We start from the raw sequence: 25,427 nt of genomic DNA, 5'->3' as shown, positions 1-25,427 counted from the left end.
CACAGATAATCTAAGTAATGAAAGAAGCGAAAATATTATTCACGCCTGAAGATGAAATGGATTTTATTCCTATTATTCCCCTGAATGAAAATGAAGGAGATAACAGTGCAGATATAGTCATTCCGTCGGAATTGTCACTTTTACCGTTAAGAAATACCGTTTTGTTCCCCGGTGTGGTTCTGCCGATCACTGTGGGCCGCGATAAAAGTATAAAAGCTGTAAATGATGCTTATAAAGCTGACAAACTGATAGGCGTTATAGCGCAAAAAGACAGTAATGTGGAAGATCCTGCGGTCAAAGACCTGGAAGATATCGGAACCGTGGCCAAGATCATTAAAATGATCAAAATGCCCGATGGCGGCACCACCGTCATTATCCAGGGCAAACGCCGCTTTAAAGTGACCGAGATCACGGCAGAAGACCCTTATTTCAAAGCCCGCATCGAATTGCTGGAAGAGGATGAAGCCCCTAAGAATGAGGATTTTAACGCCTATGTGGCCAATATAAAAGAGCTGGCCGGCCAGATCATTCAGCTTTCGCCCAATATACCCTCTGAAGCTTCGATCATTTTACGCAATATCGAAAACCCGTCTTTTCTCATCCATTTCATATCAAGCAACCTGAACACAGAGCTGGCAGAGAAACAGAAACTGCTGGAGCTGAACAATATTGAGACCCGGGCCGACCTGCTGATGAAACTGTTGCAGCGCGAGTTGCAGTTTGCCGAACTCAAGAACAAGGTGACCACCAAGACCAAAACGGAGCTCGACAAACAGCAGCGCGAATATTTCCTGCAACAGCAGATGAAGAGCATTAAAGAGGAGCTGGGCGGCGATACCAATGAGCGGGAAGTAAAAGAGATGCTGAAAAGGGCGGAGGCTAAAAAATGGACCGAAGCCGCCCGGGAGATGTTCAAAAAAGGGGTGGAAAAACTGGAGCGTATGCACCCGAGCACCCCTGATTATTCCGTGGTGTACAATCACCTCGACCTGATGCTCGACCTTCCCTGGCAGGAAGTGACCGAAGATCAGTACGACCTCAAAAAAGCTAAAAAGGTGCTCGACCATGACCATTATGGCATGGATAAGGTAAAAGAACGCCTGCTCGAATACCTGGCGGTGCTGAAATTGAAAGGGGATATGAAAAGTCCGATCCTCTGTTTTGTAGGCCCTCCGGGCATTGGCAAAACCTCCCTTGGCCGCAGCATAGCCACCGCTATTCAGCGTAAATATGGCCGCATCAGTCTGGGTGGTTTGCATGACGAAAGCGAGATCCGCGGCCACCGCAAAACCTATATCGGCGCCATGCCGGGCCGGATCATCCAAATGCTGCGGAAACTGAAATCGTCGAACCCCGTCATCATTCTCGATGAAATTGATAAGGTAGGGAACGATTTCCGCGGCGATCCTTCTTCTGCTTTGCTGGAAGTGCTGGATCCCGAGCAGAACAATACCTTCTACGATAATTACCTGGAGCTGGAGTATGATCTCAGCAAGGTCCTCTTCATTGCTACCGCCAATGATATCAATAATATTCAACCGGCGCTGCGCGACCGGCTCGAGATCATTAACCTGAGCGGTTATGCCGTGGAAGAAAAAGTACAGATCGCCAAACGGCACCTGGTTCCCAAGCAAAAAGAAGCGCATGGTTTGAAAAAGATCGAATTCAAGATCGGCGATACCGTTTTGCAAAAGATCATCCAGGATTATACGCGGGAAAGCGGCGTTCGCGAGCTCGACCGCTACCTGGCTTCCATTATGCGGTATGAGGCAAAGGAATATGCCCTGCACGAAAATGTTAAAAATACACTTACCGAAAAAGACATAGAAAAGATCCTGGGCAAGCCCAAATACAACAATGAAATATATAAGGTAGCCAATATTCCGGGCGTATCTATTGGCCTTGCGTGGACCTATGTTGGCGGTGATATTCTGTTTATGGAAACCAGCCTTAGTGATGGCAAGGGCGAGCTGAAGCTCACGGGTAACCTGGGCAATGTAATGAAAGAAAGCGCCACTACGGCCTTGACCTACCTGATGTCGAATGCAAAAAAGGCAGGCATCAACCCATCCCTGTTCGAGAAGAAAAGCATTCATGTGCATGTGCCTGAAGGGGCAGTGCCGAAGGATGGGCCCAGCGCCGGGATCACCATCATGACCTCTATTGCCTCGGCGTTGACCGGTAAAAGGGTAAAACCCTATCTGGCCATGACTGGCGAAATAACCTTGCGCGGTCAGGTGTTGCCGGTAGGAGGCATCAAGGAAAAAGTGCTGGCTGCCCGCCGGGCGGGGTTGAAAGAGATCGTGCTGTGCTGGCAGAACGAGCGCGACATCAAGGAAATTGAACCTGCTTTCATTAAAGGGTTAAACTTTCACTATGTTAAAACCATGCAGCAGGTGCTTGATATTGCATTAGGGTGAGGTGATTCTTCTACGAAAAAGAACAAGATCCCTTTAATAGGATTTTAATATGAACTTTTAAGACATCATTGAACAAATAACAATTCAACCCTGTTAATAATTATTCAACCGAGATTTTTTTTCATGTTGGTTGTTTTAAGGGTTAAAGAAATTCCTCCATGTCAATGGAGGAATTTTTTTTTGCCTATTTTCGTACGGTAGCGTACATGCAAAGCAAACTGCATATATTAATATTTTTATTGATCCTTACCCGGGCAAATGCGCAAACATTGGGCGGCAATACGGTGTATAATTTCCTGAAACTCTCCAATACGCCCCAGTTAACCGCTTTAGGCGGCATCAACATTACCAATCAAACCGCTGATATTGGCCTGGCTTTTAACAATCCGGCTTTATTAAGGCCAGCCATGCACACCCAAACATCAATGGTTTTCAACTCTTTTTATGCGGGCATCAGGAATTACCATTTAATGGCAGGTTTTCATCATGAACCGCTTAAAACCACTTTTGCCGCCGGTGTCAATTATTTCAGTTACGGCTCTATGCCCGAAACAGATGTAACGGGTAATGTACTGGGTACGATGCGGCCGGCAGATTATGTGGTGCAGCTCAGTGCAACGCGGCAATATGGAGAGCGCTGGCATTATGGGGTTACTGCCAAATTCATTCATTCATCATATGGGATCTATCGTTCTTCGGGCGCCGCACTGGATGTAGGTATAACGTACAGCGATTCTGCTCATTTATGGCAGGCCTCCCTGGTGGCCCGGAATATGGGCGCCCAGTTAAAGAAGTATACCGGCAGCACCGCAGGCGATCTGCCTTTCGACCTGCAAGTGGGTATTTCGAAACGGCTGGCGCATGCGCCATTGCAGTTCTCGCTTACGCTCTTTCAATTACAGCAGTTCAATACACGTTATAGTGACACTTTATTTAATAACGAAATAGGTTTGGCACAGGATAGCAAGGAAAAAAAATATATATTTGACAAGTTTTTCAGGCATGTTATCCTGGCTGTGCAGTTATACATCGGCGATAAAGTAGAAGTAACTGCCGGATACAATTACCTCCGCAGAAAAGAATTGAATGTAACGAACGCTGGCAATGGGCTAAACGGGTTTTCAATGGGAGCCGGCGTGTTATTTAAAAAAATCCAGATCCGTTACGCGAGGAGTTATTATCAAAATAATTCTTTTTATAACCAGTTCGGCTTAACCCTCAGGCTAAACGATTTCGGTCAGGGCGGACGTGATAAATAATTGTTTCCCCTTAATTTTTTGTAACCGCTTTCCTTAAACTTTTAAAATTTAAGGGCATGGAATTTTGTTTATCCTGCAAAATGTTTAATCTTAATTTGCCATTAATTAAACCTTAGCTTAATGATCAAAGTGATTATAGCAGATGATCACAAACTGGTACGCGAGGCCTGGAACCTGCTCTTGAGCAGGGATAAAAGGCTGTCGATAATAGCCATATGTGAAAACGGCCAACAGGTTATTGAAGCCTGTAAAACGCTTTCACCCGATGTCGTTTTAATGGATATTAACATGGACCCCGTGAGTGGTATTGAAGCTACCAGAGCCATCCGGGCATTTACAAACGCCATACGTATAATTGGAATCTCTGTTCATACCGATCTTCCCTATATCAATGCCCTGATGCATGCGGGCGCCAATGGATATGTTACCAAAAACTCTTCCGGTGAAGAAATGGTTCGGGCCATTATGCTGGTCATGGAAGGCAAACAATACTTCTGTAAGGAAATAGCTGATGTGCTCGACAGCAGTATATTCCCGAAGTAAGATCTTTCTTCCTGGGATTATGAAGTAAGAAACAGGCGGTATGAAGCAGGAGGAACACAGAAGAAAAATGAACAAAAATAAAAGTCCGAAACGGGTGTTTGGCACTACCTGTTCCGGACTTCTTTATGCTGTATAGTATTACTTACTTAAGCAAGTACTTTCTCTTCTTTAAATGCTTCCCGTGGCGTTAAGCCCAGCATATCAAACATGGCTTTATCTTCATCAAAAGAAGGGTTTGGCGTGGTTAGCAGCTTTTCGCCGGTAAAAATGGAGTTAGCGCCGGCCATAAAGCATAATGCCTGGTCTGATACGCTCATGGTTGCACGGCCTGCACTTAAACGAACCATTGCTTTAGGCATCAGGATGCGCGCAGTAGCGATCATCTTTACCATATCCCATACGTCTACTTTCTGATTATTTTCCAGCGGCGTACCGGCTACAGGCACCAGTGCGTTGATGGGCACACTTTCCGGATGTTCGGGCATGGTGCTCAGTGTATGCAGCATTTTGATACGGTCTGCATGGGTTTCACCCAGACCAACAATGCCACCGCAACAAACAGAGATCCCGGCTTTGCGTACATTATCCAATGTATCTAACCGGTCGTTGTAAGTACGGGTAGAAATGATCTCTTTATAATATTCCTTGGATGTATCCAGGTTGTGGTTGTAGGCATACAAACCCGCTTCGGCCAGTTTCTGCGCCTGTGATTCGGTCAGCATACCAAGCGTGCAGCAAACTTCCATGCCCATTTCATTTACGCCTTTAACCATGTCGATAACGCGGTCAAAATCGCGGTTATCCCTTACTTCGCGCCAGGCAGCGCCCATGCAAAAACGGGTTGAACCGGCCGCTTTTGCTTTGGCGGCGTATTCCAGTACCTGCTCTTTCTGCATCAAGGCATGTACATTAACGCCTGTATTGTAACGGGCTGCCTGTGGGCAATAGGCGCAATCTTCAGAACAGCCTCCGGTTTTTATGGAAAGCAGCGTACAGACCTGTACTTCTCCGGTGTTGTTATACTGGCGGTGAATGGTGGCAGCGCGGTAAATAAGCTCGAGCAATGGGGTATTGTAAATTTCCTGTATTTCTTCAATAGTCCAGTCGTTTCTTATAATTTCCTTCATTTCGAATGATTTACAGTAAAATATATAGGTGCGAATTGCTGGTTTTTCCCTGGTATTGCTACCTTAAGAAGCTGTGAAGATAGGGAAAAACATGGTTGTGTTTATTGCAAAAGTATCGTGCTGTCCTTTAATAAAGGGAGCTTTGTATGGAAATACTTATTCATTACAACCCGGAAGGTATTCACCGGGCTTATGCTATCGTATAACATAGAATAATCTTTATCTGAGAAATAATAAGTGTTCAGGTTCATAAAATGTTTTTCCCTTTGTCCGGGCACAAAAGGAGTATCACGATATCCATGATCACCCTCCACAATTACAACCCGGGGCCGCGAAAAGTTGCGATCGGTGGCATTTAATATTGAGTCGATCCAGGTATTGGTATACATCAGCTGTTCAAGGTAGGGGCCGGGGTTGTTGTTCTTATTGTAGATAGATGAAAAATCATTGGTCCTGTTGCCTTTTCTATCCAAATAGAAAGGGGCATGCGGCATCATAACATGGCTAAAGACAAATTTCGGTTGCTCATTCTGTGTTTTCAATTCCTGTAATACCAGCTGCCAGTTCTTCTTATTTCTTTCGATGAACTGCATTTGCTCTTGCCGGTCTAGTTGTGCCCGCTTTTTTCTCAAAGCAGGGCTCAGCCTCCAGATATTCCATAAAATATCCCTGGTGATCCTGCCGAACAGGGTTTCATGATAAAGTGCATTGCGTTCAAAGTTTTCGAAATAACGGAATGTGCTCACCGGATAATTGGTGAAATGATTGAACCCGAAATTGTGGATGGCATAACCCGATTGCCCGAGTAGATCGGGTAACCGGCTCTCCTTGAATGACTGACAGCTTTGTAACAAAGTAAGGGTGTTGACAGTCTCATTTTCCAATGGCCGGTTAAAATATTGCAGGTTAAAGGTAGAGCCAATTGATAAGGGCGTTATATTATAATTGCTTTTCGAATTGGTTGCTATATAATAGTTATTCTTTTTAAAGGAAGAATCCAGCAGGCTGTTGTCAAAGCCAAAATAATGCTGCAGGCTGCGCGAGCTGGCATATTCGTCAAATACAATAAAGAAGATATCAGGTTTTTCGCATGGATGGCAATTGGCTACCGGTTTAATAAATTCATTGTGAGAGGCAAGGTTGTTCTCCTGGTTGTTTGTGATCGTTTTTTGTGCCAGGATCACCAGCTCCATGCTGACCAGGATAGTGAAAAGGATGGTAAAATATTTGTGGGCCTTATCAAAGTTGCCAGCCTTCTTTTTGCAGTACCAGCTGAAGAGCAGCAAGCTGATCAGCAAAACAGGCAATACAATCGTATAGGAAGAAAAGGATCGGATGAACGGGGTTGTTTTTACAAGATCATGGGCCGCTCCGAAAAAGAAGAAGGGTATCAGCAGGGTGGTAGCCCATACCCCTGCTTTGGTAATTGATCTGTACAGCAGCCGGCCGGTGACCAGTAAAACGGCTGCCAGTAATACATAATAAAGAAAGAATTCGACAATGGTTGGCGCCGGTAACAGGCTGAAGTATTCGTTGTTTATATGTAATATAAAAAAGGCTGGTAGGAAGAATGTATGGAAGGGAAATTTTTTAATGCTACTCAGCTTCATTAGGCTTGGCTTTTTATCAGGGGGTCAAAGATAAACGTTTATCCCGGTTGCTTGATTCGCTGCAGGTGATATAAAACCCGGTGGGTTCCCGGAACAGGCTGCCTGCTGATGACCTCGAAGTACTGAAAGAACAGGTTCTCGAAGTTGGTAATGGTATAGTCCGGGAAAGTATCCGGCCTGCTTGCCAGCATTTGTTGCACCTTTTCATCTTCCTTGGGCACAAACTCAATGATCAGTTCCGGGGCAATGCTATTGAAATAGTCTGCCAGTACCGGCAATGAAATGTTCTTACCAATAACCAGGTGATGAATGAGGGCCAGGGCCGCCACCAGATCGGTTTTGATACGGTCGTGAAAGGCCGCGCGTTCCTGGTTGTGAAAGCCAATGGCCGGCGATGGATTGGCAATATCCAGCATCAGAGGCAGAATATTTTCGATCCTGTTTTTCTTTACCTCCTGGTACAATCTTGAAATGCACCGGTTATCGGCATCGGTGGCAATCACCTCCATCTGGTGAGCTGCAAATAATTTGGAAAAATAGCCGTCGTTAGCGCCCAGGTCAAGCACACTGCGGGCCCTGGTTTGCCCGCAAAACGCCTGTATGATCTTTTCTTTCTCCTGCAGGTATTCGCTGCTCAGGATGGTGTCTTCGTAATAGTTGCTCCAGGTCGTTTTATACGTTTTATTCACCGGGAAACTCGCAATGATGTTCGTCAGGTGGCTGACCACATCGAGCAGCTTTTTTTTGCTGAAAGCGCCATTGGGTTTGTTTGTTCGGGCGCTGGCGCTTGTGCTTACAGATGCGCTGTGCTGTAAGTATACATGTAACCACACGCCCAAGCTTAGCCGGCTTTTCAATGGCAGGAGTTTGGCCACAAAGTCAACCGGTATGCCGTCGATATAAGTGCTGAGGATCTTTTGAATATCGGTTTTCAGGTAGTGCTCGAGGTAGAGCGGGAACAGGAAACACTGGCAGAACTGCCGGTAAGCGATCCACGGTTGTTTGGGATCGTAGCTGTTGAAAGACAGTGTGTCGATGAATACCGGCCTTCCTTTATGGAACTGGATATTGTAGGGTGTGGCATCTTTCAATATCATGCCATGCTGGATGGATGTTTTCAGTATGGAAAGGGTAAGCAGGGCAGCGTCCTGGAGTTGTTCAAAACACCATTCGTAGGGGTAAGAGATGTAGGGAATGGCCTCGGGCCGAAGGGTGGTGAACCATTCAGTGCTGTTGGTTATGTTTTCAGCTAATTCTTCGTGGGATATCAGCTGTTTGCTGCCGGTTAGCTGCTGGTACAGGCCGGAATCCATCAATTGACGGTATAAGGCGGCATAATACTGGTTTACCTGCCGGTAAATATTTCCTTCCGATTGGAATACAAAACCCGAAGGATCTTTAAATGATGAAGGATGGCGCGTGTATGTTGTCATTTCACAATATCTTCTCCCTCTGCGTCTTCTTTTTTAGGCTTGAAGAAAAAAGCCTTGATCTTCCACCAGATATTCTTAAAGTAAAATAACGCGCCCAGGATAGCGGCAATGATCATTTGTATCAGATAACTGCCGCTGCCGGGATCAACGTATAATAAGATGTATGATTGGATCACAAATAGCTGAGATTTGTTTTGGGTGTTAACGTTAACAAGGTCTCATACATTAAGCGAATGGTTTGCTCTATATCGCTTTTATGCAGCATTTCAACCGTTGTATGCATATAACGTAATGGAATGGAAATTAGTACAGAGGGGCAGCCGTCATTGGCATAGGCAAAGGAATCGGTATCGGTACCGGTGCTGCGTGAAACCGTACGCAATTGCACGGGGATCTCATGTTTTTGAGCCACATCCTGCACCAGGCTCAGCAGTTTGTTATGCACTGCGGGGCCGTACGCCAGTGAAGGGCCTTTTCCGCAGCTTACATCGCCTTCGATCACTTTATTGATCATGGGCGTATAGGTATCGTGCGTAACATCGGTAATGATGGCCACATTGGGTTTTATGCGGCGGGCGATCATTTCGGCGCCGCGTAAGCCAATCTCTTCCTGCACGGCATTCACCACATATAAACCGAATGGTAATTGCTTTTTATTTTCTTTGAGCAGGCGTGCTACTTCAGCGATCATAAAACCGCCTACGCGGTTATCAAAGGCGCGGCCGATAAAATAGTCATAGGCCAGTTCGTCGAAGCCATCCTGGTAGGTCACCACCGCTCCAATATGAATGCCCAGTTCTTCCACTTCTTTTTTAGAGCGGGCGCCGCTGTCGAGGAAGAGGTTTTCCACTTTGGGCTGCGGATCCTTGGTATCGGGATTATGTAAGCGGGTATGAATGGCCGGCCAGCCGAAAACCGCTTTTACCGGTCCTTTTTTTCCATGAATAAATACCCTTTGCCCCGGTGCGATCACATGGTCAACACCGCCATTGCGTTTCAGGTAAACAAGCCCTTCGGGGGTGATATAATTCACAAACCAGCTGATCTCATCGGCATGTGCCTCAATAACCACTTTGAAAGCAGCATCGGGATTGATCACGCCTACAGCGGTACCGTAAGGGTCAACAAATGTGGTATCAACCAGTGGTTTTATATAATCTAACCATAATTTTTGCCCGCCGCTTTCAAAGCCAACGGGTGATGGGGTATTGATATAGGTCTTGAGGAATTTCAGGGATTGATCAGACAGCCTGGAGATCGTCGTTGCAGGTGCGGCGTTCGTTTTACTTTTAGCCATATTTACAGTATTAAAAGATTAGAGCCTGTTCTATATATGATAAATATATCAATTTAATCAGCGCAAAACTACTTATTTGAGATGAATATCGTTAACAGGGAGGAAAACATCATCAGCCCGTCGAGCACGAAATAATAGAGGTAGTCGCTGAAGTTCTTTTTAGCTACCGGGTACAGCACCGTGGTAATGGCTCCGGGAATGAGCAACAGAACAATGGTGAGCGCAGAAAATCCGTAAAAATATAAGCCAATGGTGCTAACTGCAAAGCCGGCTATTGACAAGCCAAACAGGTTGTCAATACCGCGTTCGTTAAAGTAAGTGATCATACTGCGGATACCCGCTTTTCTATCGTAGTCGCGGTCGCGGTAGTCGAAAATGATACAAATGGCGTAAATCAGCAGAAAGCGGCTGGTGCAGAATAAAAAGGAGTCCGGATGCCAGTGATGGTTGTCGATGGCGATGGGTAAAAATGTGGTCACATACATCCATACAAAGGCCAGGAACAGGGTTTTGCCCACGGCTATCCGGCTAAGCCATGCAAAAGGCCCGAATCGCAATTTGGGAGCTGAATAAAGAAAGGTTAGCAGCACGGCGCCGCCCAGCCAGAACCAGTGTTCTATAAAATGAAAGAAATACCAGGCCGAAACAATAGCGCCTATGGCTGTGAGTACGAGATGCAGCTTTTTGTGATGCAGGGTCCAGCGGACGCGGGCATTTTCACTGGTGGCATCAGCGCTCAGGTACCAATGAAAATTATAACTGCACAGGGTAGAAAAAAATACAAAGACCAGATACCCGTAAACGTCATATTGCAGGTACAGTAACTGATTGGTTTGAACGACCATCAATAAGGCACAACCGGCGATGAAACAACTCGAAAACAGGAACAGATCAAATGAATATTTCAACATCCTTCAGCGCTGTGGTCCGCAAGTTAAGATCTTTCTATTATAAGCTGGTCGGTAGTAATGGTGTCGCTTACATTTCCGGATTTGTCTTTTACCACGATCTTGAAGTTGATAGTATCGGGTTCTTTGCCAAATGGTTCATCCGGCTTGGTGTTTGGGGACCCTGTTGCAGCAAGATCGGTATTTTGTAAGGTCACCTTTAAAACGCCTTTCGATTTTTCGGGAAAGTCGGGCAACGGGTAAGGCAGGTAAGGGTTCAGTAATGGCTTTTGATTTATATTGAGCCGGTTCTTGTACAAAAAGACGGAGTCCAGGTCGCCCTGTTTATCGGTAAATTCCATTTCAATTTCTGCATAGGCCCCGCTTAACGCCGACACATAAGTAGGGTTAATTGACTTTATTTCAATGGTGGGTTTGTCTTCAAACTTATCTTTGCTGCAGGCAACGAAGAGCGCCAGGCCTAAAAAGCTATATAAAAGGAATTTTTGCATATATTTTAATTAACGAATACAAATTTACAAGCCAAAAGTTGCAATAAATGTATGATTTGTGAAATAGAAGATAAAATTTTTACGGTTGAACCAGCTGATTTTGAACAACTGGCGCTTGAAACCTTCCAATTCCAGTACAATAATAATGCTATTTATCAGCAATACGTAAATGCCCTCTCGATCGTTGGGTCAAAGGTGCGGTCGGTTGAACAGATCCCTTTTTTACCCATCCGTTTTTTCAAAACGGCCGATATAAAGACCACCGCCTTTGAGCCGGAAGCCGTTTTTGAAAGCAGCGGTACGACGCAAACCATCAACAGCCGGCATTATGTAAAGAATTTGAATATGTACCGGCAAAGTTTTTTAAAAGCGTGGGAGAAATTTTATGGACCGGTGCAGGATTGGTGCGTGATCGGCTTATTGCCTGCTTACCTCGAAAGGCAGAACTCTTCCCTGGTGGTTATGGTCAATGACATGATCAGGCTTAGCCGGCATAGGCACAGTGGCTTTTATTTATACGAACATGAGAAGCTGGCCTCGGTATTACAGGAACTGGAAAAGGAGGGACAAAAAACAATATTGATAGGGGTTACGTTTGCATTGCTTGATTTTGCGAAGAAATACCCGATGCCGCTGCAGCATACCATCATTATGGAAACAGGGGGTATGAAGGGGCGCCGCCGCGAAATGACCAGGGAGGAGGTACATTTACTATTGACGGCTGCGTTTAAAACCCATGCCGTGCATTCAGAATATGGCATGACCGAGCTCTTATCACAGGCTTACTCATACGGAGATGGTGTTTTTAATTGTCCGCCCTGGATGAAAGTGCTGGTGCGGCAGGATGATGATCCATTGGATGTTCGGCTAACCGGCAGCGGGGTGATCAATATCATTGATCTGGCCAATCTGTATTCCTGTTCGTTCATTGCAACGGATGATGTTGGTATTGTTAAACCCGATGGCAGTTTTGAAGTATTGGGCCGGGTAGATACCAGCGATATCAGGGGATGTAACCTGTTAATCGCAGGATTATAGATTTTAACAAGCTGCTATGCAACGTTTATAGTAGATCCTGAGTCAAAGGCTAAAAGAAAAACGATATGAAATTTTTATTTATTCTGATTGCGTTACCGGTTTTAGCATCCAAATGCAATAAGAACAAGGAAAATGATGGTTATTTAAGAGGTAAGGTTGTGCGTATTTCATGTGCCAGCTTTGTAGTGCAGGTATTGAACAATGATTCATTTGGAGAGGATGGCTGGAAGGATATGACGAATAACAATGTGCAATACGATAATGTATTTACGGCGAGCAATGCCTGTAAAATACCCGCCGGCGTAAAAGCGGGAGCCACCATCCGCTTTAAAGCGAGCAGTTCCAAGCCGAATGATTGTGTGTATTGTATGATGTTTGACGGACCACCCACTGCAAAATATGATATTACAGATGTGATGATAGAAGAAACAAAGTAAGATAAAACGTATGTCAAACTGCCTTGGGGAACCGGGGCAGTTTTTTTTATGTCAGCTGTTGATGCTCGCAGTGGATCGCTGGCCCAACTTGCTCCATGCAGTGTGAAGTTATTTTAGTAACTTCAGGTAGAACCCTATTAAACCATTCAGTCATGGAAACAAAATCAACGCACGGTTTTAAGATCGATGCCGGGAATGATCGCTTCAATGAGGTAATCACTTTTTCAGGGGGCAGCATTGCCTGTAAAGTATCCTCGAACGATAGTAAACAAGGTTTTTGTGTGTACGATACTACTAAAATGGCTAAAGGAGGTCCACCTTATCATTTTCACTACACGCAGGATGCGTTTTTCTACATTTTGGAAGGCGAATTTATTTTCAAGATCGGTGATGATATTTTCAACGCCAAAGCCGGCGATGCAGTGTTCGCTCCGCGCCAGATCCCGCATACATTTGCCAAAATAGGTGATCCGGAGGGCAGAATGCTGATGGTATATCAACCTGCCGGTACGATGGATGAGTTTTATTTACAAGCCAGTCAGCTGCCGGATGGCACCCTGCGCGATTTTGAACGTTTATACCGGATCCATGGCATGGAAATAGTGGGCCCGCCTTTAAAGTTTGAATAAAAAGAATCAGCTAACGATAAGCAACCGGCAGTAATCCTGTACAGTTTATGGTGCGTTGTTGCTGATGGCTTTCAAAGGCCAGTTCGATCAGGCGGATCGTGTTATAGCCATGTTCTATTCTTTCCCGCACCGGTTTATTGTTTACGATGGTCTCATACAGGTTTCTGTAATATTGCGCATAATCTCCTTTATGCGAAGGATAGACCTCGCGCAGCAGCTTCCCGTCTATTTCTGTATGCAGTATGCCATAAATAGCCGCTTTTTCCTGCCCCCAGTCATCGCCAACCGGTGGCGCACCGGCCCGCAACAAAGCTTCCTGTGGGTCTTCACCCGATTTTACAAATGATCCTTTCGTGCCATGGATCAAATAGCGGGGGCCTGGTTCACGCACCAGCATGCCGGCCTGCAGAATGACTTTCAGAAAACCATAATCGAGCCGCAGGTCGAAATAGTCATCTACCCTGGCATGTGGCCGCTGCAGGCGGATATCGGCGCTTATAGTGTTGGGGAGGCCAAAGAGATACAATACCTGGTCGAGCAGGTGCGGGCCCAGATCGAACAAAATGCCGCTGCCGGGCAATACGTGCTCGCGCCATGCCTGTGGCCGTGCTTCCGCCCGATAGCGGTCATAATGGCCTTCAAACGTATGTACCTCACCCAATAACTTTTTATCGAGCACATCCTGTATCGTGAGGAAATCGCTCACATACCGGCGGTTCTGATAAACGCTCAATACCTTGCCCGTACGTTGTGAGATCTCAAGCAATTGTCTGGCTTCTGCCGATGTATTGGTGACCGGTTTTTCCAGTACCACATGTTTGCCGGCTTCCAGCGCCGCCTTCGCATAGGGAAAATGGGTTTCATTCGGGGTAGTGATCACTACCAGGTCAATAGCATCGTTTTGCAGCAATTCTTCAAAACTTCGCAGCACCTGCACATAGGGAAATTTTTCCTTCGACTCCTCTTTATGCCTTTCTACCACCGCAACCAGTTGGTAATTGCTATTGCTTGTTATAAACGGGGCGTGAAATACTTTTGCGGAGATCCCGTAGCCTACCAATCCGACCTTTATGGGTGTATGCATGATCACTGAATTAATTGATAATTGATAAAGTTGATGAAGATACAGTTGATAAAGTTGACAAGTTAATGAGAGCGCCTGACAATTTAAGGCCCCAATAATTCAGAAAGCGGGTTCTGCCTTTATCCAATGCTACCAACTATACACTTAATTTCCTGTCCCTGGCGATTATCTTCCACTCACCACTGAGTTTACTTTGCTCAATGGTAAAGGCTCGTTCGTATAAAGCGATGGTTGGACAAACATGTTGTGGGATGCCATATAATACATCACCGGGTTGATAGGAATGGCCTTCACCGGCATATAATACAAGGTGTTCTTCACTTTGCGAAACGGCTTTAAGACCAGGTGCATTCAGGAAAAAGACCCGTTTCCCAAGCTCATTCTCTGCTGCGATCGATTTATGGCCCAGGTCAACACAGATATGACTGGCATCGGGCAATGAGATCACCCGGCTTACTACCAGGGCGGCTATTTGAAAAGCCTGTTCGGGACATTGATCGAGGTAGCTCTTATCCCAGAAGATAAAGGTACCCGGACTGCATTCCACTTCTTTGCGGTTGGCGTGGATGGGAAAAGCGGGCGATCCGCCGGCAATGATCTTAATGTTGGAATAGCCCATGGATTGCAATGTCGTTTTTAGCGTTTCTGCCATAGCAAATGATTGGTCGCTGCTGGCTTTGCGCTCTTGCAGGCTGCCGCGGGTATGCCCGTCGTAAGCGTGTAGTCCGGCTATTGATAAACCCCTGGCTTCTGCACAATACTTGTACAGGGCAATGGCTTGCCCGCCCGGCGTTATTCCTGTACGGTTTTGTCCCACATTCAGATCTATATACACGGTAATGGCCGTGCTGGCCGCCGCAAAAGCGCTGGCAATGGCGGCTGCGCTGGGGATATTGTCGACCAGGCAGGCAAAATGCGTGTTCGGGAATTGTTGATGCAGCGTTAGAAAGCGTTTTAATTTAGGACCAATGGGCTGGTAGGCCAGTAATACATCGGGAGCCCCACACATAGCTAACATTTCTGCTTCGGCAATGGTAGCACATTTGAATTTGCCGATGCCTGCGGCCATCAATAGTTCAGTGGCTTCTTTAGACTTGTGGGTTTTTACATGCGGGCGCAGCCGCTGCGGGTCATCGATCATTTGGGTAAGGGTGGCGATATTCTCTTTCACCCGTTCGGGATATATGACCAGGGCGGGGGTATCCAGTTCCCCGATATTATCTATCTGATACCAGTTCTTTTCCATTGACTGTTGTTTGTGCCCGTTCGCGGTCTGCCGCGAAGCGGGTTGCGGCCAAAGGTAATGATTATAGCAGGTTCCGTGTTTGCATCCGCTGGAGGTTCAGATAAAAAGATCCATGATCAATACACCGATCAGCCCTACGACAGAAACGATCGTTTCCATGACTGACCAGGATTTTATGGTATCGCGGATGCTGAGGTTGAAGTATTCTTTATACATCCAGAAGCCCGAGTCATTTACATGGGAGAATAATAAACTGCCGGCGCCGATGGATAAGACCATGAGGTTAGGATTCACGTGCATTTGCGGGATCACCGGCCCGATGATACCGGCAGCCGTTAAGCCGGCAACAGTGGCCGATCCCACACAGATACGAATGATGCCGGCTATTATCCAACCGAGTATCAGGGGATGGATCTGCCATCCTTTGATGTTTTCTGCAATGGCTTTACTTACGCCGCTGTCGGTGAATACCTGTTTCAGAACGCCTGCGCCGGCGACGATCAGGAGGATCACGGCCACATCTTTGATGGCCTCGCCATAAATATCCATGATCGCTTTCATGGAACGGCCGGTATGAATGCCCAGCGTAAAGGTGGCGGCCAGCAATGAGAGCAGCATGACGATCACGGGATCGCTTAAAAAACTGATGAATTGGAGTGCAGGGCCGCGTAAGACGAGATGTACGGAAGGGATCTTGTTCAGCAATATAATAATAAGCGGAATGCTAGTGGTGATGGCGATCAGCAATACGGGCAGCAGGGCGGTTAAAAAGCTGTTTGCCGCGTTAGGCATTTGTTCATCGGGTATTACTTTGGTTTGAAATATCTGCAAAGGCGTGCTGCGAATATGCCTGAGCGTTTTTGAGAACAAAGGTCCCGCTATGATAATAGCCGGAATGGCCAGGACAATGCCATATACCAGGGTAAGTCCCATATCGGCTTTAAGCTGCGTTACCAGAGCCGTGGGGGAGGGGTGCGGCGGTAAAAAACCATGGGTTACCGACAATGCGGCCAGCATGGGCAGGCCAATGTAAACGGCCGGTAGTTTATATTGGTATACGACTGAGAAGATCAGCGGCACCATCAAAACAAATCCAACATTATAATAGAGTGGAATGCCCACAACAAAGCCGGTGACCATCAAAGCCCATTGCAGGTGTTTCTCCCCGAATGTGCGCATGAGCACCTGGGTGATCTTTTGGGCTGCGCCGCTTTCTGCTACCAGTTTACCCAGCATGGCCCCCAGTCCAATGATGATAACCAGGGAACCCAGGGTATCGCCAATGCCTTTTTGAACGGAAGTAGTGATCTTGTCAAGGGGGATGCCCAGTGAGAGGCCGGCGCCAATGGATACAAGCAGAAAAGCTAAGAACGGATTCAGCTTCACCCAGGAGATAAGCAGCACCAGGGCGATAATGCAAAGCAATACGATGAATAATGTGGTCATGATGAATGGATATGGCAGTAATGGTACCGGTTAAACGAAATTGCCCACAGGGTGGCAATATTTCCACTTGCTACTAATGTAACGATCTTTTTTGTGAAATAATGGTAAAATCAGCCGTTGTAGAGTATTGCACATTCATTCCCGCTGCAGATGATGTTCAGGTTCTTTGGGCCAATAGTAGGATGATACCTAACTGATTCCCTGGTTTCCTTTTTGCCTTGTTGCCTCAACGCCTTTTATTAACTTGCCGCCATGGATTCTCTTACGCATATTGTATTGGGTGCCTGTATTGGTGAATTGTTTATTGGAAAGAAAGCGGGCAAACGCTCCCTGGTTATGGGGGCTGCTGCGCAAAGCCTGCCGGATATTGATTTTGTTGCTTCTTTCTGGATGACGCCTACCCAGGATCTGATTGCGCACCGGGGAATCACCCATTCATTATTGTTCGTTTTAATAGTAACGCCTTTGCTGGCCTGGCTGGCCGACCGATGGCGGCGTCCGCACAATATCCGGTTTTCGATCTGGCTTTGGTTTTTTGCAGCAGAATTGGGCACGCATCTGCTGCTTGATTGCTTTAATGCCTATGGCACCGGTTTGCTGGAGCCTTTCTCGCACCGGCGCTTTTGTATGCATGCGATGTTCGTGGCTGATCCGCTATTCACCATTGCGCCGGCCATCATTGCGGTATTGCTGTTTTTTATGAAGCGGGACTTTAAGCGGAAACGCTGGGCGACCATTGCCATCGGCTGGTGTGTATTTTACCTGGGTATCGATATATTTAATAAGTCGATTGTTGAGGGCGCAGTGCAAAGAGTGGCCAGACAGGAAAAAATTGAATACCGGCGGCATTTTACCACGCCTACACCGTTAAATAACCTGCTGTGGTATGTAGTGCTGGAAGATGATAAAGGGTATCATATCGGTTACCGGTCGGTGTTCGATCGAAAACCACATATCGACTTTACCTATTTCCCGCGAAACGATTCGTTATTAAACCCCGTAAGAGACCTGGAAGAGCTGAAGGACCTGTTTATTTTTTCGCAGGGCTATTATACCATTGAGCGGGAGGACAATTACCTTGTGTTCAACGATCTCCGCTTTGGGCAGCGGGTAGGCTGGTATAAACCAAGGGCCGGGTTCGTTTTTCATTATTACCTGCAGCGGCCTTATGGCAATAATATGGTGGTGCAGCGGGGGCGTTTTGCCAACTGGGATAAGGCGGCTTTTATGTCGATGCTGCATAGGATCAAAGGGGAGTAGTATGACAATTTGCTGATGTGCTAATTGCTGATGTGCTGATTTGCTGATGTGCTGATTTGCTGATGTGCTGATTTGCTGATGTGCTGATGTGCTGATTTGCTGATCCCGCGGAGCGGGACAGGTTGTGCTGATACAGTTATAAATGGCGGCCATGGTCAGGGGCAGTTCCTAATGGATCAACTGCAAATCATCGTTGTTTAAAGTAGAATGTAAATAAGTAGAAAATAATTCTCACCAGCCAGTAGGCGCAATATTGGATGAATCGCTGAAAGATATTATACTTTTTATTGAATTCATCTTCGGTCACCAGCACACAATCATTCTCCAGCACCGCTTCCAGTTTTTGCTGCACATGCGCCGCGAATTCAGGATCATTCACATCGATGTTCAGTTCTACGCTCGCATAAGCGCTGATATCATTCACGTTGTAGGAGCCAATGGTCACCCATTTGCTGTCACGGGTGGCCATTTTGCCATGTAGTACCGATCTGGTATATTCATACAGCCTAATGTTGCGTTTCAACATCCAGCGATACATGTACCGTTCGGCATGTTTGGCCAGTTTTACATCCGATTTTTCCGCTACTATGATCCGGATATCAATACCGCGTTTGGCGGCTCTGGAAAGGTGGTGCCTGATGATGGTGCCTGGCAGGAAATAACCCGACATGATGATGACGTTGGAAGTGGCTTTCTTCAGCATATCGATATAACTGCGGGAGATCTGGTTCTTACGTTTCACCCAATCGTTCCTGCGAATACGGACGGGGCTGTTACCGGTATTGGGAGGGGCAGGAAATTCATGGCGCAGGCTTCGTTTCAATGCCATTTGACCAGGTTTGGCCCACACATCGATACATAATCTATAGAGCGCTACAGCAGCCGGGCCTTCCACCAGCAGCGCCCAATCGAGCCAGGCAGGCTGATCTTCCAGGTCATTATAACGGTTGCTGATATTGATGCCGCCTACCAGGCCGATGCGGCCATCTGCCACCAGCACTTTATGGTGCATGCGGCGGCCAAAGTAAAAATTCTCACTTTTTAAAAGCGGTTCAAAAAAACGGAATTGGACACCGGCGGTGCGTAATTCTTTTATAAACGCAGCTGATAATGCTTTGGACGCATAGCCATCGGTAAGCAGATAAACATGAACGCCGCGTTTGGCCGCATCCATCAGGGCATTGCCTACTGACCGGCCGGTTTCGTCGTCTTCATAAATATAAACCTGCAGGTGTATGGAAAATTTCGCCTGCTTGATCAATTCGGCAAGCGTCGTGAAATAATCCCTGCCTCCCCTGACCAATCTAACCTTATTATTCGGAATATATGCTGATGATTTTCTACCGGTACCACGTAACATAAGCGCCAAGCTACAAAAATATTTCACGCGGAGTAAATCGAAAGCAGGGTAGCTGAGGAGCCAGGATCATTTTTTACCGGGATGAACCGTGATAAGTCTTTTATTGATAGTGAAGGTAACGCCGCCGGTATATTCAAGCATATGCAGCACTGACCTGATATCTGATTCTCTTTGCACTTCGCCACTAAAATGCAGGGAGGGCACACCCTTATCATAAGTAACATCCATGTCGTACCAACGGGCCAGTTCATTCATGACCATCCGCAGGGAGGTATTCCTGAATACAAATTCTCCGTGCTTCCACGCTATTTCCTGTTTTACGTCTGCATCTTCAACAGTAACGGTACTGTCTTGTGCGATTAGTTTTTTGCCAGGGCTAAGTAAATTGCTTTTATTATTCCGGTTTACTTTTACCAACCCTTCGACAACGGTAGTTTGCGAACGGTCATCTTCTTTATAAGCAGAAATATTGAAGGAAGTGCCGAGTGCCTGTACTACCATATTATCCACATGTACGGTAAACGATCTTTTGCGGCCACCGGAATGGGGAATTACCGATGATTCCACTTCAAAATAAGCTTCGCCGGTCAATACCACGCGGCGGTCGTCTGAATTAAAATGAACGGGAAATTGCAGGCTGGAAGCGGAGTTCAGCCATATTTTGGTGCCATCATCGAGGATTAGCTGGTATTCTCCACCCCTTGGCGTACGAAGGGTGTTGGAACCAGTCGTATTGGCGGTGGCGCCGGATAATTTATATTGCAGCTGTCCATTTTCATTTTTCTGAATGATCACATTACCCTGCCGTGCAATGCTGCCATTGTTCATTTCGCTCAATGGAACGGTTGAACCGTCGGCCAGGATCAGCACGGCTTTCTTTGTGTCGGGCTGCAAACCCGGGGCTTTCTTTTGCGCAATAACAGCAGACACAGGCGCTGCGGGCTTTTCCGCTTTATTAAAAGAGAAGTAAGCAATGCCGCCGGCCACCAGCACGAGTACGGCTGCTACCATATACCACCAGATTCTGAAATATACCCTTTTGCCGGTTACTTCATTAAGCAGGATCTTGTGAGTTAACTTTTCAAATGCCTGGTTATGATCGTAGCTGTTCAGTTCGTTCAGGTCATAGCTCAGTTTTTCCACATCCATCAGTTCCCGGAATAACAGGGTGTTTTCCTCATCTTCCTGCAACCAGGCTTCTAATTCCTGCTGTTCGGCAGCTGATAGCCTTTCCTGCATATTTCCAATGATCAGGGAGGCTACATGAGATACTTTGTCAATGTTTTGCTCATTCATCAGAATAAGTTTAATGCTTTATTTAGTAAGGCGGGTATCGCGGGATCGCTTCATGACCTTTTATCAATACTGCAAAACCATGCAACAGGAATTATGCTACGATCTGATATTATTGTAAAAACAACAGTTCTTTTGATTTGTACTAAAGGGTATGGCGAAATCTTTAATAAATTGACAGGTTTACAGAATAATATTTAAGAATTGGGTAGGAATGCTAATGATTTAGCTGTTTTACCCGGCTTTTACATAAAAATTTTCTTACAATCGGGGATGGTATTATGTATACGGATAATATGATTCGGTTCTTATGTAGTGACAATAACCAGGCGTATTGTAATCATCCGACACTTGAAAAAATCTGCCCTCTATTAATATAAAACAAATGAAGTTCTGGATTTACCCAAACAAAATGGCAAAAACCTGAAAGGTTATGATTGTAATCAAGCAAAGTATAGTTATTGTTAATATGTGACCATTGAAGAATTGACAAGTTGATAAGTTGACAGCGTTAACACGGTAACACAGCAGGAAGCTTAAGTTGTTAACGTGTAGGAAAGGAGGCAAGGCGGCGAGTTGACTGGTTGATAAAGTTCACAGCGTTGGTAGCGGTAATAGCCAGGAGGCTTGCGTTGTTAACGTGCAGGAAAGGAGGCAAGGCGGCGAGTTGACTGGTTGATTAAGTTCACAGCGTTGGTAGCGGTAACAGCCAGGAAGCATGCTTTATTAACGTGTAGGAAAGGAGGCAAGGCGGCCAGTTGACTGGTTGATTAAGTTCACAACGTTGATAGCGGTAACGCCAGGAAGCATGCTTTTATTAACGGGTAGGAAAGGAGGCAAGTCGATGAGTTGATAATGTTGATAAACTTGACAGATTTGGTAAATGTACCACTGTTCATGAAATTTTAATTTAAACGTGTAGGGGAAACTAATAGGTTGACTTGATAAAATTGATGGGGCACGTTAACAGATTGGCAAATGACCAGTTAATGCGTTAATAGGGTTGATAAAATTAAGGTAACCCCGTTCGCAAGTGTGAAACAGAAAGGAGAGTGAATGCTAAAAGTCTTATGAGTTCAGTGGTTGACCAGTCAATGTAAGTAATAAAGGAGATAAAGCTCATTAAGCCGCTTTACGGGTGATTTGGGATCAGGGTTAAGGGCCTAAGGCCGGGGGGGTAAAAAAGAAAGCCGGGTAAGACTACCCGGCCGTGGGGGATTCCTGCGCCTCTTCTGTACCAGGAAGAGGGATAATTGATGCACATGAGGAATGCGAATGAGAAAAAAACTACCTAGTTACGATTAGGTTGATGATATCTATAAACCATATAAGAGCATCGCAATACCCGTATAGGTGTAAATTTTGTACTGTAACTAATCAGAAATGCTTTTGGAAAAATTGCCTACTAATGTGGAGCCTTTAGATGCTTTTAATTTCGTACATACACGGGTGTGATGTGTATAGATGGATTCGGTTTGAATGGATACCTGGCGAGGCAGGGAATAAGCATAGCTTAATAAATTTATATAGAGATGTTCGAATTTTTAAAAAAAAGGGAGAGTAGAAACACTCCCTTGTAGTGACCCAACCAAACAGTCACATGAGATTCCCGCTCGACATTCCGTCTTCTCGTCTGGCTGAAAGAACGAAAAGTACAGAGCATATATCGGGCGGATAAAAAGGCCTGATTAAGCCTACTCGTTCATTTATAGGTCAGGGTTAAGTTGATATAAATCACCACTAACCCACGCACTAGTAAACACATCATACAGTTGCTGCTGTGGTCGCCACGATGGATTGTTACACCTTAACTGAACTCTGTATAACAATCCCTGTATGTTCTTAAATATTATTTAATAAATTGGTTAAAGCGTTTTAAATGGCTATACTTTTAAAACAATCTCATTAAATACATTTAAGCGTAAAGAACTTTTTATTTATATCCCGCACGGCCGAATAATTGCTGGTTTAGTATTAAAACAACTTTCCACGCATTTATTACTATTCCAAATGAAAAAAAATTTAATAAAAATGGATAAATGGGTATTTACACCTGCCGGGAGCTTGATTTTTAGCCTAAAGTCGAAGGTCAGGCTGGAAGATTTATGTTTTGGCAATTGTCGGAAGTGATGCGTAAGAGCGTACACAATAGCAGAAAACTCATGAGGTCGCGGTCGCGAAGCCGTAGCTTAAGTAATTGTATAGCCCGCGCTTTTTGATTTTTAACCGTATGCACTGAGATATTCAGCAGTGCGGCAATCTCCTGGTTTTTTAAGCCTTCCAGGTAGCCCAGTTTTAATACTTTCCCACATTGCTCGGGCAGGTTGTTGATCTCATGCATCAATTCTTTTAATACCTCAGCCCTGATCATTTCATTTAAAACGAACTCTTCCTTTTCTCCTGTTATATAAGCCAGCTGTTTTTTGCTGAGGGAATCGCGTTTGGCTTGTTTTAAATAGTTGAGGCAGGCATTACGTACGGTGATATACATAAATGCTTTTATATTCTGTACGGTTTCGAAGTCGCACCGTTTATGCCATAATTTTATAAAAGATTCACCAACAATGTCTTCTGCAGCTGCTTTATCGGCCAGCAACCGCTCCGCAAAGAGGCACAAAGGATTATAGAACTGCTTTAACAAGGATTGCAAAGCATCGGGAGATCCTTTTTTGAAAGAGACAATAATATCATTTTCCAATGAAAGTGAACGCATCAGGAAGATTGTTTTTTGCTAACCTTGATAAAAATGTCTAACTAATTTACAACGAGTTACGGTAAATCATAAACGCATTACGGGTAGGACATGCTCTTTTTTGTTTCTGGTTATCAGGCTGCAATTCATGGGGATACCGGGCATAGTTTGATACAGTAAGATAAGGTGAAGCTGATGCAGGTTACCGGAGAACATGGTAAATCCTGGTGTTTTATTGCAGATTAAAGCCACATAATACTTTCCTCTTACAAGCACAAGATTACAGGTAAAAAACAAATTCTCAAAATCAAGTATGGGTTAATGTGACTTTTTTTAGGGGTAATTTTCATTTAACGGTAAAGATTACCCTTGTTATATTCACCTGTTTTCGCTCGTCCGCTTCATGTAATAAAATATCAGGCCATAGGCCGTTAGCCCAACGCCGAAGAATGGTGCTGAATTTTATGATCTTCATCAGTAAACAAAGCAGGGTTTGCATCCAACAGCAGTTAGAAGCAAAACGACTTAACCGATACTGCAAAGAGTTAACCGGCTGATAAGCAAAATCATTATTGCATCAGCGTTATTAGTGCTTGAAAAGCGCGGGATTGTCCGCCCCAGACATTTATGAGTGCATAAAATGACTATCACAGTGCAATTGCTGACTACACAAGCGTCAGTTACAATGAACTGTAATACAATTTGCTGCATAGGCAGCGCATAATAAGCCCGTTGCGGGTGCTTGCTTCGCAGCCCTGAAGCTGTAAAATGTGAAGGCGTTGTAAGTGGATGTGCAAGGAGCTCCTGATCGTTACTGACCCTTATATCCTTCCACCTCAGCGATCTTTACTTCACTGATCAGTGGATGTAAAACGTTCAATACAAAATTATACTCCTGCTTTATGATCACTGAAGGGATCTTCAATAAAAGGGTATCGTTCTTTGTTAATAACCCAGAACCCATGTCCCGGCTTTCTAAACTATGTGGTCGCTGCAGCCAGTTGGGTGGTAGATCATCGGGCGAGAGCTGTTGTATGGAATGATCGGGCACTTCCAGGGTGGTAAAGGAAAGGGTAGGAGGGATTTTATCGATGCCGGTATGGGCTGCATATTCGAGTAGCGAAAGCGCCCTGCTTTCTGCCAGATAAATACAGGGAATACCTTCATGATTCCATCTTCCGCCATTGACTTTGGCTCCCATACCCGTTAGGTCATGGGCATATTTAGTTTTTCCGATCCGGTAAAGCAACATATGGTGATGCCGTTAGGTTAGTATACGCCGTATTCTATACGGCCCAATTCTTTTTTTACTTCTTCAATGCCATACAGTGTGTCGAGTAGTTCGAGGGGAGCTTTACCACCCAACGTTAAACTGGGCATTTTAATCCAGGCGTTAAAGCGCTCTTTGCTTTCGAGTACGTCGCGACCATAACTGAGCAGTTCAGCTAAAAGCATTATGCGTTCGCTGGTAGGCTGATCGAACCTGTCATCGCCTTTCTTTTTGATCAGTGTAGTACGCGAAACAGAAAGCAAAGTACTTAAAGTGTGGTAATCCAGATCTGTTTCAGATTTAATAGCTTCCAGTTGCTTTTTGGTAATGCCATTTCTGATGATGCCGATCTTGTACTGGGAAGTAAGTGCTTCGAAATTGAAAGGCCCGGTGCTTTCCGTATGTAAACGAGGTGCAATAGCCGGGGCAGGAGCTGAAAGGGTAACCGTTTGCGTATGATCATTTGCATAAGCGTGAGTGACCCCATTGCCTGTAAAGTGATTGGTATTAGCGTGGTGTTTTTTATTTCCAGCCATAAGGTTAATGGTTTTCACTCAAAGCTAACTAACTTTTTTCCGTTTTTG

22 protein-coding genes are annotated in these 25,427 nt (G+C 45.3%); 7 read left to right on the top strand and 15 right to left on the bottom strand.

The window, feature by feature from the left end:
- Nucleotides 1-17: 17 nt before the first annotated feature.
- The 3 genes from lon (at nt 18) to JT717_RS10475 (ending at nt 4,222) form a co-directional block, all read left to right on the top strand.
- Nucleotides 18-2,420 (top strand): endopeptidase La, encoded by a 2,403-nt coding sequence (gene lon / locus JT717_RS10485; RefSeq protein ID WP_205510155.1) that lies wholly within the window; start codon nt 18-20, stop codon nt 2,418-2,420.
- 164 nt (nt 2,421-2,584) lie between these two features.
- Nucleotides 2,585-3,679, top strand: coding sequence for a type IX secretion system protein PorQ (gene porQ, locus JT717_RS10480; RefSeq protein WP_205510154.1), 1,095 nt, complete (start codon nt 2,585-2,587; stop codon nt 3,677-3,679).
- A gap of 120 nt (nt 3,680-3,799) precedes the next feature.
- Nucleotides 3,800-4,222 (top strand): response regulator, encoded by a 423-nt coding sequence (locus JT717_RS10475; RefSeq protein WP_205510153.1) that lies wholly within the window; start codon nt 3,800-3,802, stop codon nt 4,220-4,222.
- A 146-nt stretch (nt 4,223-4,368) separates the two neighbouring features.
- Here the strand turns inward: JT717_RS10475 and bioB are convergent, their stop codons facing one another.
- The 7 genes from bioB to JT717_RS10440 all read right to left on the bottom strand — a co-directional run bounded on the left by bioB (nt 4,369) and on the right by JT717_RS10440 (nt 11,088).
- Complete coding sequence (bioB, locus tag JT717_RS10470) at nt 4,369-5,349, bottom strand: biotin synthase BioB (RefSeq protein WP_240347969.1); 981 nt, start codon at nt 5,347-5,349, stop codon at nt 4,369-4,371.
- Nucleotides 5,350-5,450: 101 nt separating this feature from the next.
- On the bottom strand, nt 5,451-6,959 hold the full coding sequence (locus JT717_RS10465; RefSeq protein WP_205510152.1) for a sulfatase-like hydrolase/transferase: 1,509 nt from the start codon (nt 6,957-6,959) through the stop codon (nt 5,451-5,453).
- Nucleotides 6,960-6,997: 38 nt separating this feature from the next.
- Nucleotides 6,998-8,392 (bottom strand): class I SAM-dependent methyltransferase, encoded by a 1,395-nt coding sequence (locus tag JT717_RS10460; RefSeq protein WP_205510151.1) that lies wholly within the window; start codon nt 8,390-8,392, stop codon nt 6,998-7,000.
- Complete coding sequence (locus tag JT717_RS10455; protein ID WP_205510338.1) at nt 8,389-8,568, bottom strand: hypothetical protein; 180 nt, start codon at nt 8,566-8,568, stop codon at nt 8,389-8,391. Before JT717_RS10455 ends, JT717_RS10460 begins: the two co-directional genes overlap by 4 nt.
- Complete coding sequence (locus tag JT717_RS10450) at nt 8,565-9,689, bottom strand: M42 family metallopeptidase (protein WP_205510150.1); 1,125 nt, start codon at nt 9,687-9,689, stop codon at nt 8,565-8,567. The genes JT717_RS10455 and JT717_RS10450 overlap by 4 nt, the downstream gene beginning before the upstream one ends.
- Before the next feature lie 68 nt (nt 9,690-9,757).
- A complete protein-coding gene (locus JT717_RS10445; RefSeq protein ID WP_205510149.1) occupies nt 9,758-10,600 on the bottom strand; it encodes a UbiA family prenyltransferase in 843 nt (280 codons plus the stop codon).
- Between the two features lie 23 nt (nt 10,601-10,623).
- A complete protein-coding gene (locus tag JT717_RS10440; RefSeq protein ID WP_205510148.1) occupies nt 10,624-11,088 on the bottom strand; it encodes a hypothetical protein in 465 nt (154 codons plus the stop codon).
- 51 nt (nt 11,089-11,139) lie between these two features.
- Between JT717_RS10440 and JT717_RS10435 the strand changes: the two genes are divergently transcribed.
- From JT717_RS10435 to JT717_RS10425, 3 genes are all read left to right on the top strand, one after another.
- The gene (locus tag JT717_RS10435; protein WP_205510147.1) at nt 11,140-12,126 is read left to right on the top strand and encodes a LuxE/PaaK family acyltransferase; all 987 of its coding nucleotides are present in this window, start codon (nt 11,140-11,142) and stop codon (nt 12,124-12,126) included.
- 65 nt (nt 12,127-12,191) lie between these two features.
- The gene (locus JT717_RS10430) at nt 12,192-12,563 is read left to right on the top strand and encodes a hypothetical protein (protein ID WP_205510146.1); all 372 of its coding nucleotides are present in this window, start codon (nt 12,192-12,194) and stop codon (nt 12,561-12,563) included.
- Nucleotides 12,564-12,715: 152 nt separating this feature from the next.
- Nucleotides 12,716-13,192, top strand: coding sequence for a cupin domain-containing protein (locus tag JT717_RS10425; protein ID WP_205510145.1), 477 nt, complete (start codon nt 12,716-12,718; stop codon nt 13,190-13,192).
- 10 nt (nt 13,193-13,202) lie between these two features.
- On the opposite strand, the gene JT717_RS10420 is transcribed toward JT717_RS10425, so the two are convergent.
- From JT717_RS10420 to JT717_RS10410, 3 genes are all read right to left on the bottom strand, one after another.
- Entirely contained in the window at nt 13,203-14,276 is a 1,074-nt protein-coding gene (locus JT717_RS10420; RefSeq protein WP_205510144.1) for an oxidoreductase, read from the bottom strand.
- Between the two features lie 136 nt (nt 14,277-14,412).
- Nucleotides 14,413-15,522: a D-TA family PLP-dependent enzyme gene (locus tag JT717_RS10415; protein ID WP_205510143.1), complete on the bottom strand. Its 1,110-nt coding sequence runs from the start codon at nt 15,520-15,522 to the stop codon at nt 14,413-14,415.
- 96 nt (nt 15,523-15,618) lie between these two features.
- Nucleotides 15,619-16,968 (bottom strand): gluconate:H+ symporter, encoded by a 1,350-nt coding sequence (locus JT717_RS10410; protein WP_205510142.1) that lies wholly within the window; start codon nt 16,966-16,968, stop codon nt 15,619-15,621.
- 252 nt (nt 16,969-17,220) lie between these two features.
- On the opposite strand from JT717_RS10410, the gene JT717_RS10405 reads away from it, so the two are divergent.
- The gene (locus JT717_RS10405) at nt 17,221-18,228 is read left to right on the top strand and encodes a metal-dependent hydrolase (RefSeq protein ID WP_205510141.1); all 1,008 of its coding nucleotides are present in this window, start codon (nt 17,221-17,223) and stop codon (nt 18,226-18,228) included.
- A 187-nt stretch (nt 18,229-18,415) separates the two neighbouring features.
- Here the strand turns inward: JT717_RS10405 and JT717_RS10400 are convergent, their stop codons facing one another.
- From JT717_RS10400 to JT717_RS10380, 5 genes are all read right to left on the bottom strand, one after another.
- Nucleotides 18,416-19,588 (bottom strand): phospholipase D-like domain-containing protein, encoded by a 1,173-nt coding sequence (locus JT717_RS10400; RefSeq protein WP_205510140.1) that lies wholly within the window; start codon nt 19,586-19,588, stop codon nt 18,416-18,418.
- A gap of 66 nt (nt 19,589-19,654) precedes the next feature.
- Nucleotides 19,655-20,884 carry a FecR domain-containing protein gene (locus JT717_RS10395; protein ID WP_205510139.1) on the bottom strand — a complete coding sequence of 410 codons (1,230 nt, stop codon included), beginning with the start codon at nt 20,882-20,884 and terminating at the stop codon, nt 19,655-19,657.
- A gap of 2,086 nt (nt 20,885-22,970) precedes the next feature.
- Complete coding sequence (locus JT717_RS10390) at nt 22,971-23,594, bottom strand: RNA polymerase sigma factor (protein ID WP_205510138.1); 624 nt, start codon at nt 23,592-23,594, stop codon at nt 22,971-22,973.
- Nucleotides 23,595-24,384: 790 nt separating this feature from the next.
- Nucleotides 24,385-24,825, bottom strand: a complete 441-nt coding sequence (locus JT717_RS10385) for an RES family NAD+ phosphorylase (protein ID WP_205510137.1) — start codon at nt 24,823-24,825, stop codon at nt 24,385-24,387.
- 17 nt (nt 24,826-24,842) lie between these two features.
- Nucleotides 24,843-25,379 (bottom strand): Xre family toxin-antitoxin system antitoxin, encoded by a 537-nt coding sequence (locus JT717_RS10380; protein ID WP_205510136.1) that lies wholly within the window; start codon nt 25,377-25,379, stop codon nt 24,843-24,845.
- Nucleotides 25,380-25,427 lie beyond the last annotated feature (48 nt).

Source organism: Longitalea arenae, from assembly GCF_016924755.1.
Lineage (GTDB): Bacteria > Bacteroidota > Bacteroidia > Chitinophagales > Chitinophagaceae > Niastella > Niastella arenae.
This window is presented reverse-complemented; position numbering and strand designations above follow the sequence as displayed.

What these genes read in the sequence shown, in the direction of transcription:
- JT717_RS10420 (WP_205510144.1), bottom strand. Translation starts at nt 14,276, where the DNA reads ATGCATACACCCATAAAGGTCGGATTGGTAGGCTACGGGATCTCCGCA.
- JT717_RS10415 (WP_205510143.1), bottom strand. Translation starts at nt 15,522, where the DNA reads ATGGAAAAGAACTGGTATCAGATAGATAATATCGGGGAACTGGATACC.
- JT717_RS10450 (WP_205510150.1), bottom strand. Translation starts at nt 9,689, where the DNA reads ATGGCTAAAAGTAAAACGAACGCCGCACCTGCAACGACGATCTCCAGG.
- JT717_RS10440 (WP_205510148.1), bottom strand. Translation starts at nt 11,088, where the DNA reads ATGCAAAAATTCCTTTTATATAGCTTTTTAGGCCTGGCGCTCTTCGTT.
- JT717_RS10380 (WP_205510136.1), bottom strand. Translation starts at nt 25,379, where the DNA reads ATGGCTGGAAATAAAAAACACCACGCTAATACCAATCACTTTACAGGC.
- JT717_RS10465 (WP_205510152.1), bottom strand. Translation starts at nt 6,959, where the DNA reads ATGAAGCTGAGTAGCATTAAAAAATTTCCCTTCCATACATTCTTCCTA.
- JT717_RS10475 (WP_205510153.1), top strand. Translation starts at nt 3,800, where the DNA reads ATGATCAAAGTGATTATAGCAGATGATCACAAACTGGTACGCGAGGCC.
- JT717_RS10390 (WP_205510138.1), bottom strand. Translation starts at nt 23,594, where the DNA reads ATGCGTTCACTTTCATTGGAAAATGATATTATTGTCTCTTTCAAAAAA.
- JT717_RS10430 (WP_205510146.1), top strand. Translation starts at nt 12,192, where the DNA reads ATGAAATTTTTATTTATTCTGATTGCGTTACCGGTTTTAGCATCCAAA.
- JT717_RS10435 (WP_205510147.1), top strand. Translation starts at nt 11,140, where the DNA reads ATGATTTGTGAAATAGAAGATAAAATTTTTACGGTTGAACCAGCTGAT.
- bioB (WP_240347969.1), bottom strand. Translation starts at nt 5,349, where the DNA reads ATGAAGGAAATTATAAGAAACGACTGGACTATTGAAGAAATACAGGAA.
- porQ (WP_205510154.1), top strand. Translation starts at nt 2,585, where the DNA reads ATGGAGGAATTTTTTTTTGCCTATTTTCGTACGGTAGCGTACATGCAA.
- JT717_RS10445 (WP_205510149.1), bottom strand. Translation starts at nt 10,600, where the DNA reads ATGTTGAAATATTCATTTGATCTGTTCCTGTTTTCGAGTTGTTTCATC.
- JT717_RS10460 (WP_205510151.1), bottom strand. Translation starts at nt 8,392, where the DNA reads ATGACAACATACACGCGCCATCCTTCATCATTTAAAGATCCTTCGGGT.
- lon (WP_205510155.1), top strand. Translation starts at nt 18, where the DNA reads ATGAAAGAAGCGAAAATATTATTCACGCCTGAAGATGAAATGGATTTT.
- JT717_RS10425 (WP_205510145.1), top strand. Translation starts at nt 12,716, where the DNA reads ATGGAAACAAAATCAACGCACGGTTTTAAGATCGATGCCGGGAATGAT.
- JT717_RS10400 (WP_205510140.1), bottom strand. Translation starts at nt 19,588, where the DNA reads ATGTTACGTGGTACCGGTAGAAAATCATCAGCATATATTCCGAATAAT.
- JT717_RS10410 (WP_205510142.1), bottom strand. Translation starts at nt 16,968, where the DNA reads ATGACCACATTATTCATCGTATTGCTTTGCATTATCGCCCTGGTGCTG.
- JT717_RS10395 (WP_205510139.1), bottom strand. Translation starts at nt 20,884, where the DNA reads ATGAATGAGCAAAACATTGACAAAGTATCTCATGTAGCCTCCCTGATC.
- JT717_RS10385 (WP_205510137.1), bottom strand. Translation starts at nt 24,825, where the DNA reads ATGTTGCTTTACCGGATCGGAAAAACTAAATATGCCCATGACCTAACG.
- JT717_RS10405 (WP_205510141.1), top strand. Translation starts at nt 17,221, where the DNA reads ATGGATTCTCTTACGCATATTGTATTGGGTGCCTGTATTGGTGAATTG.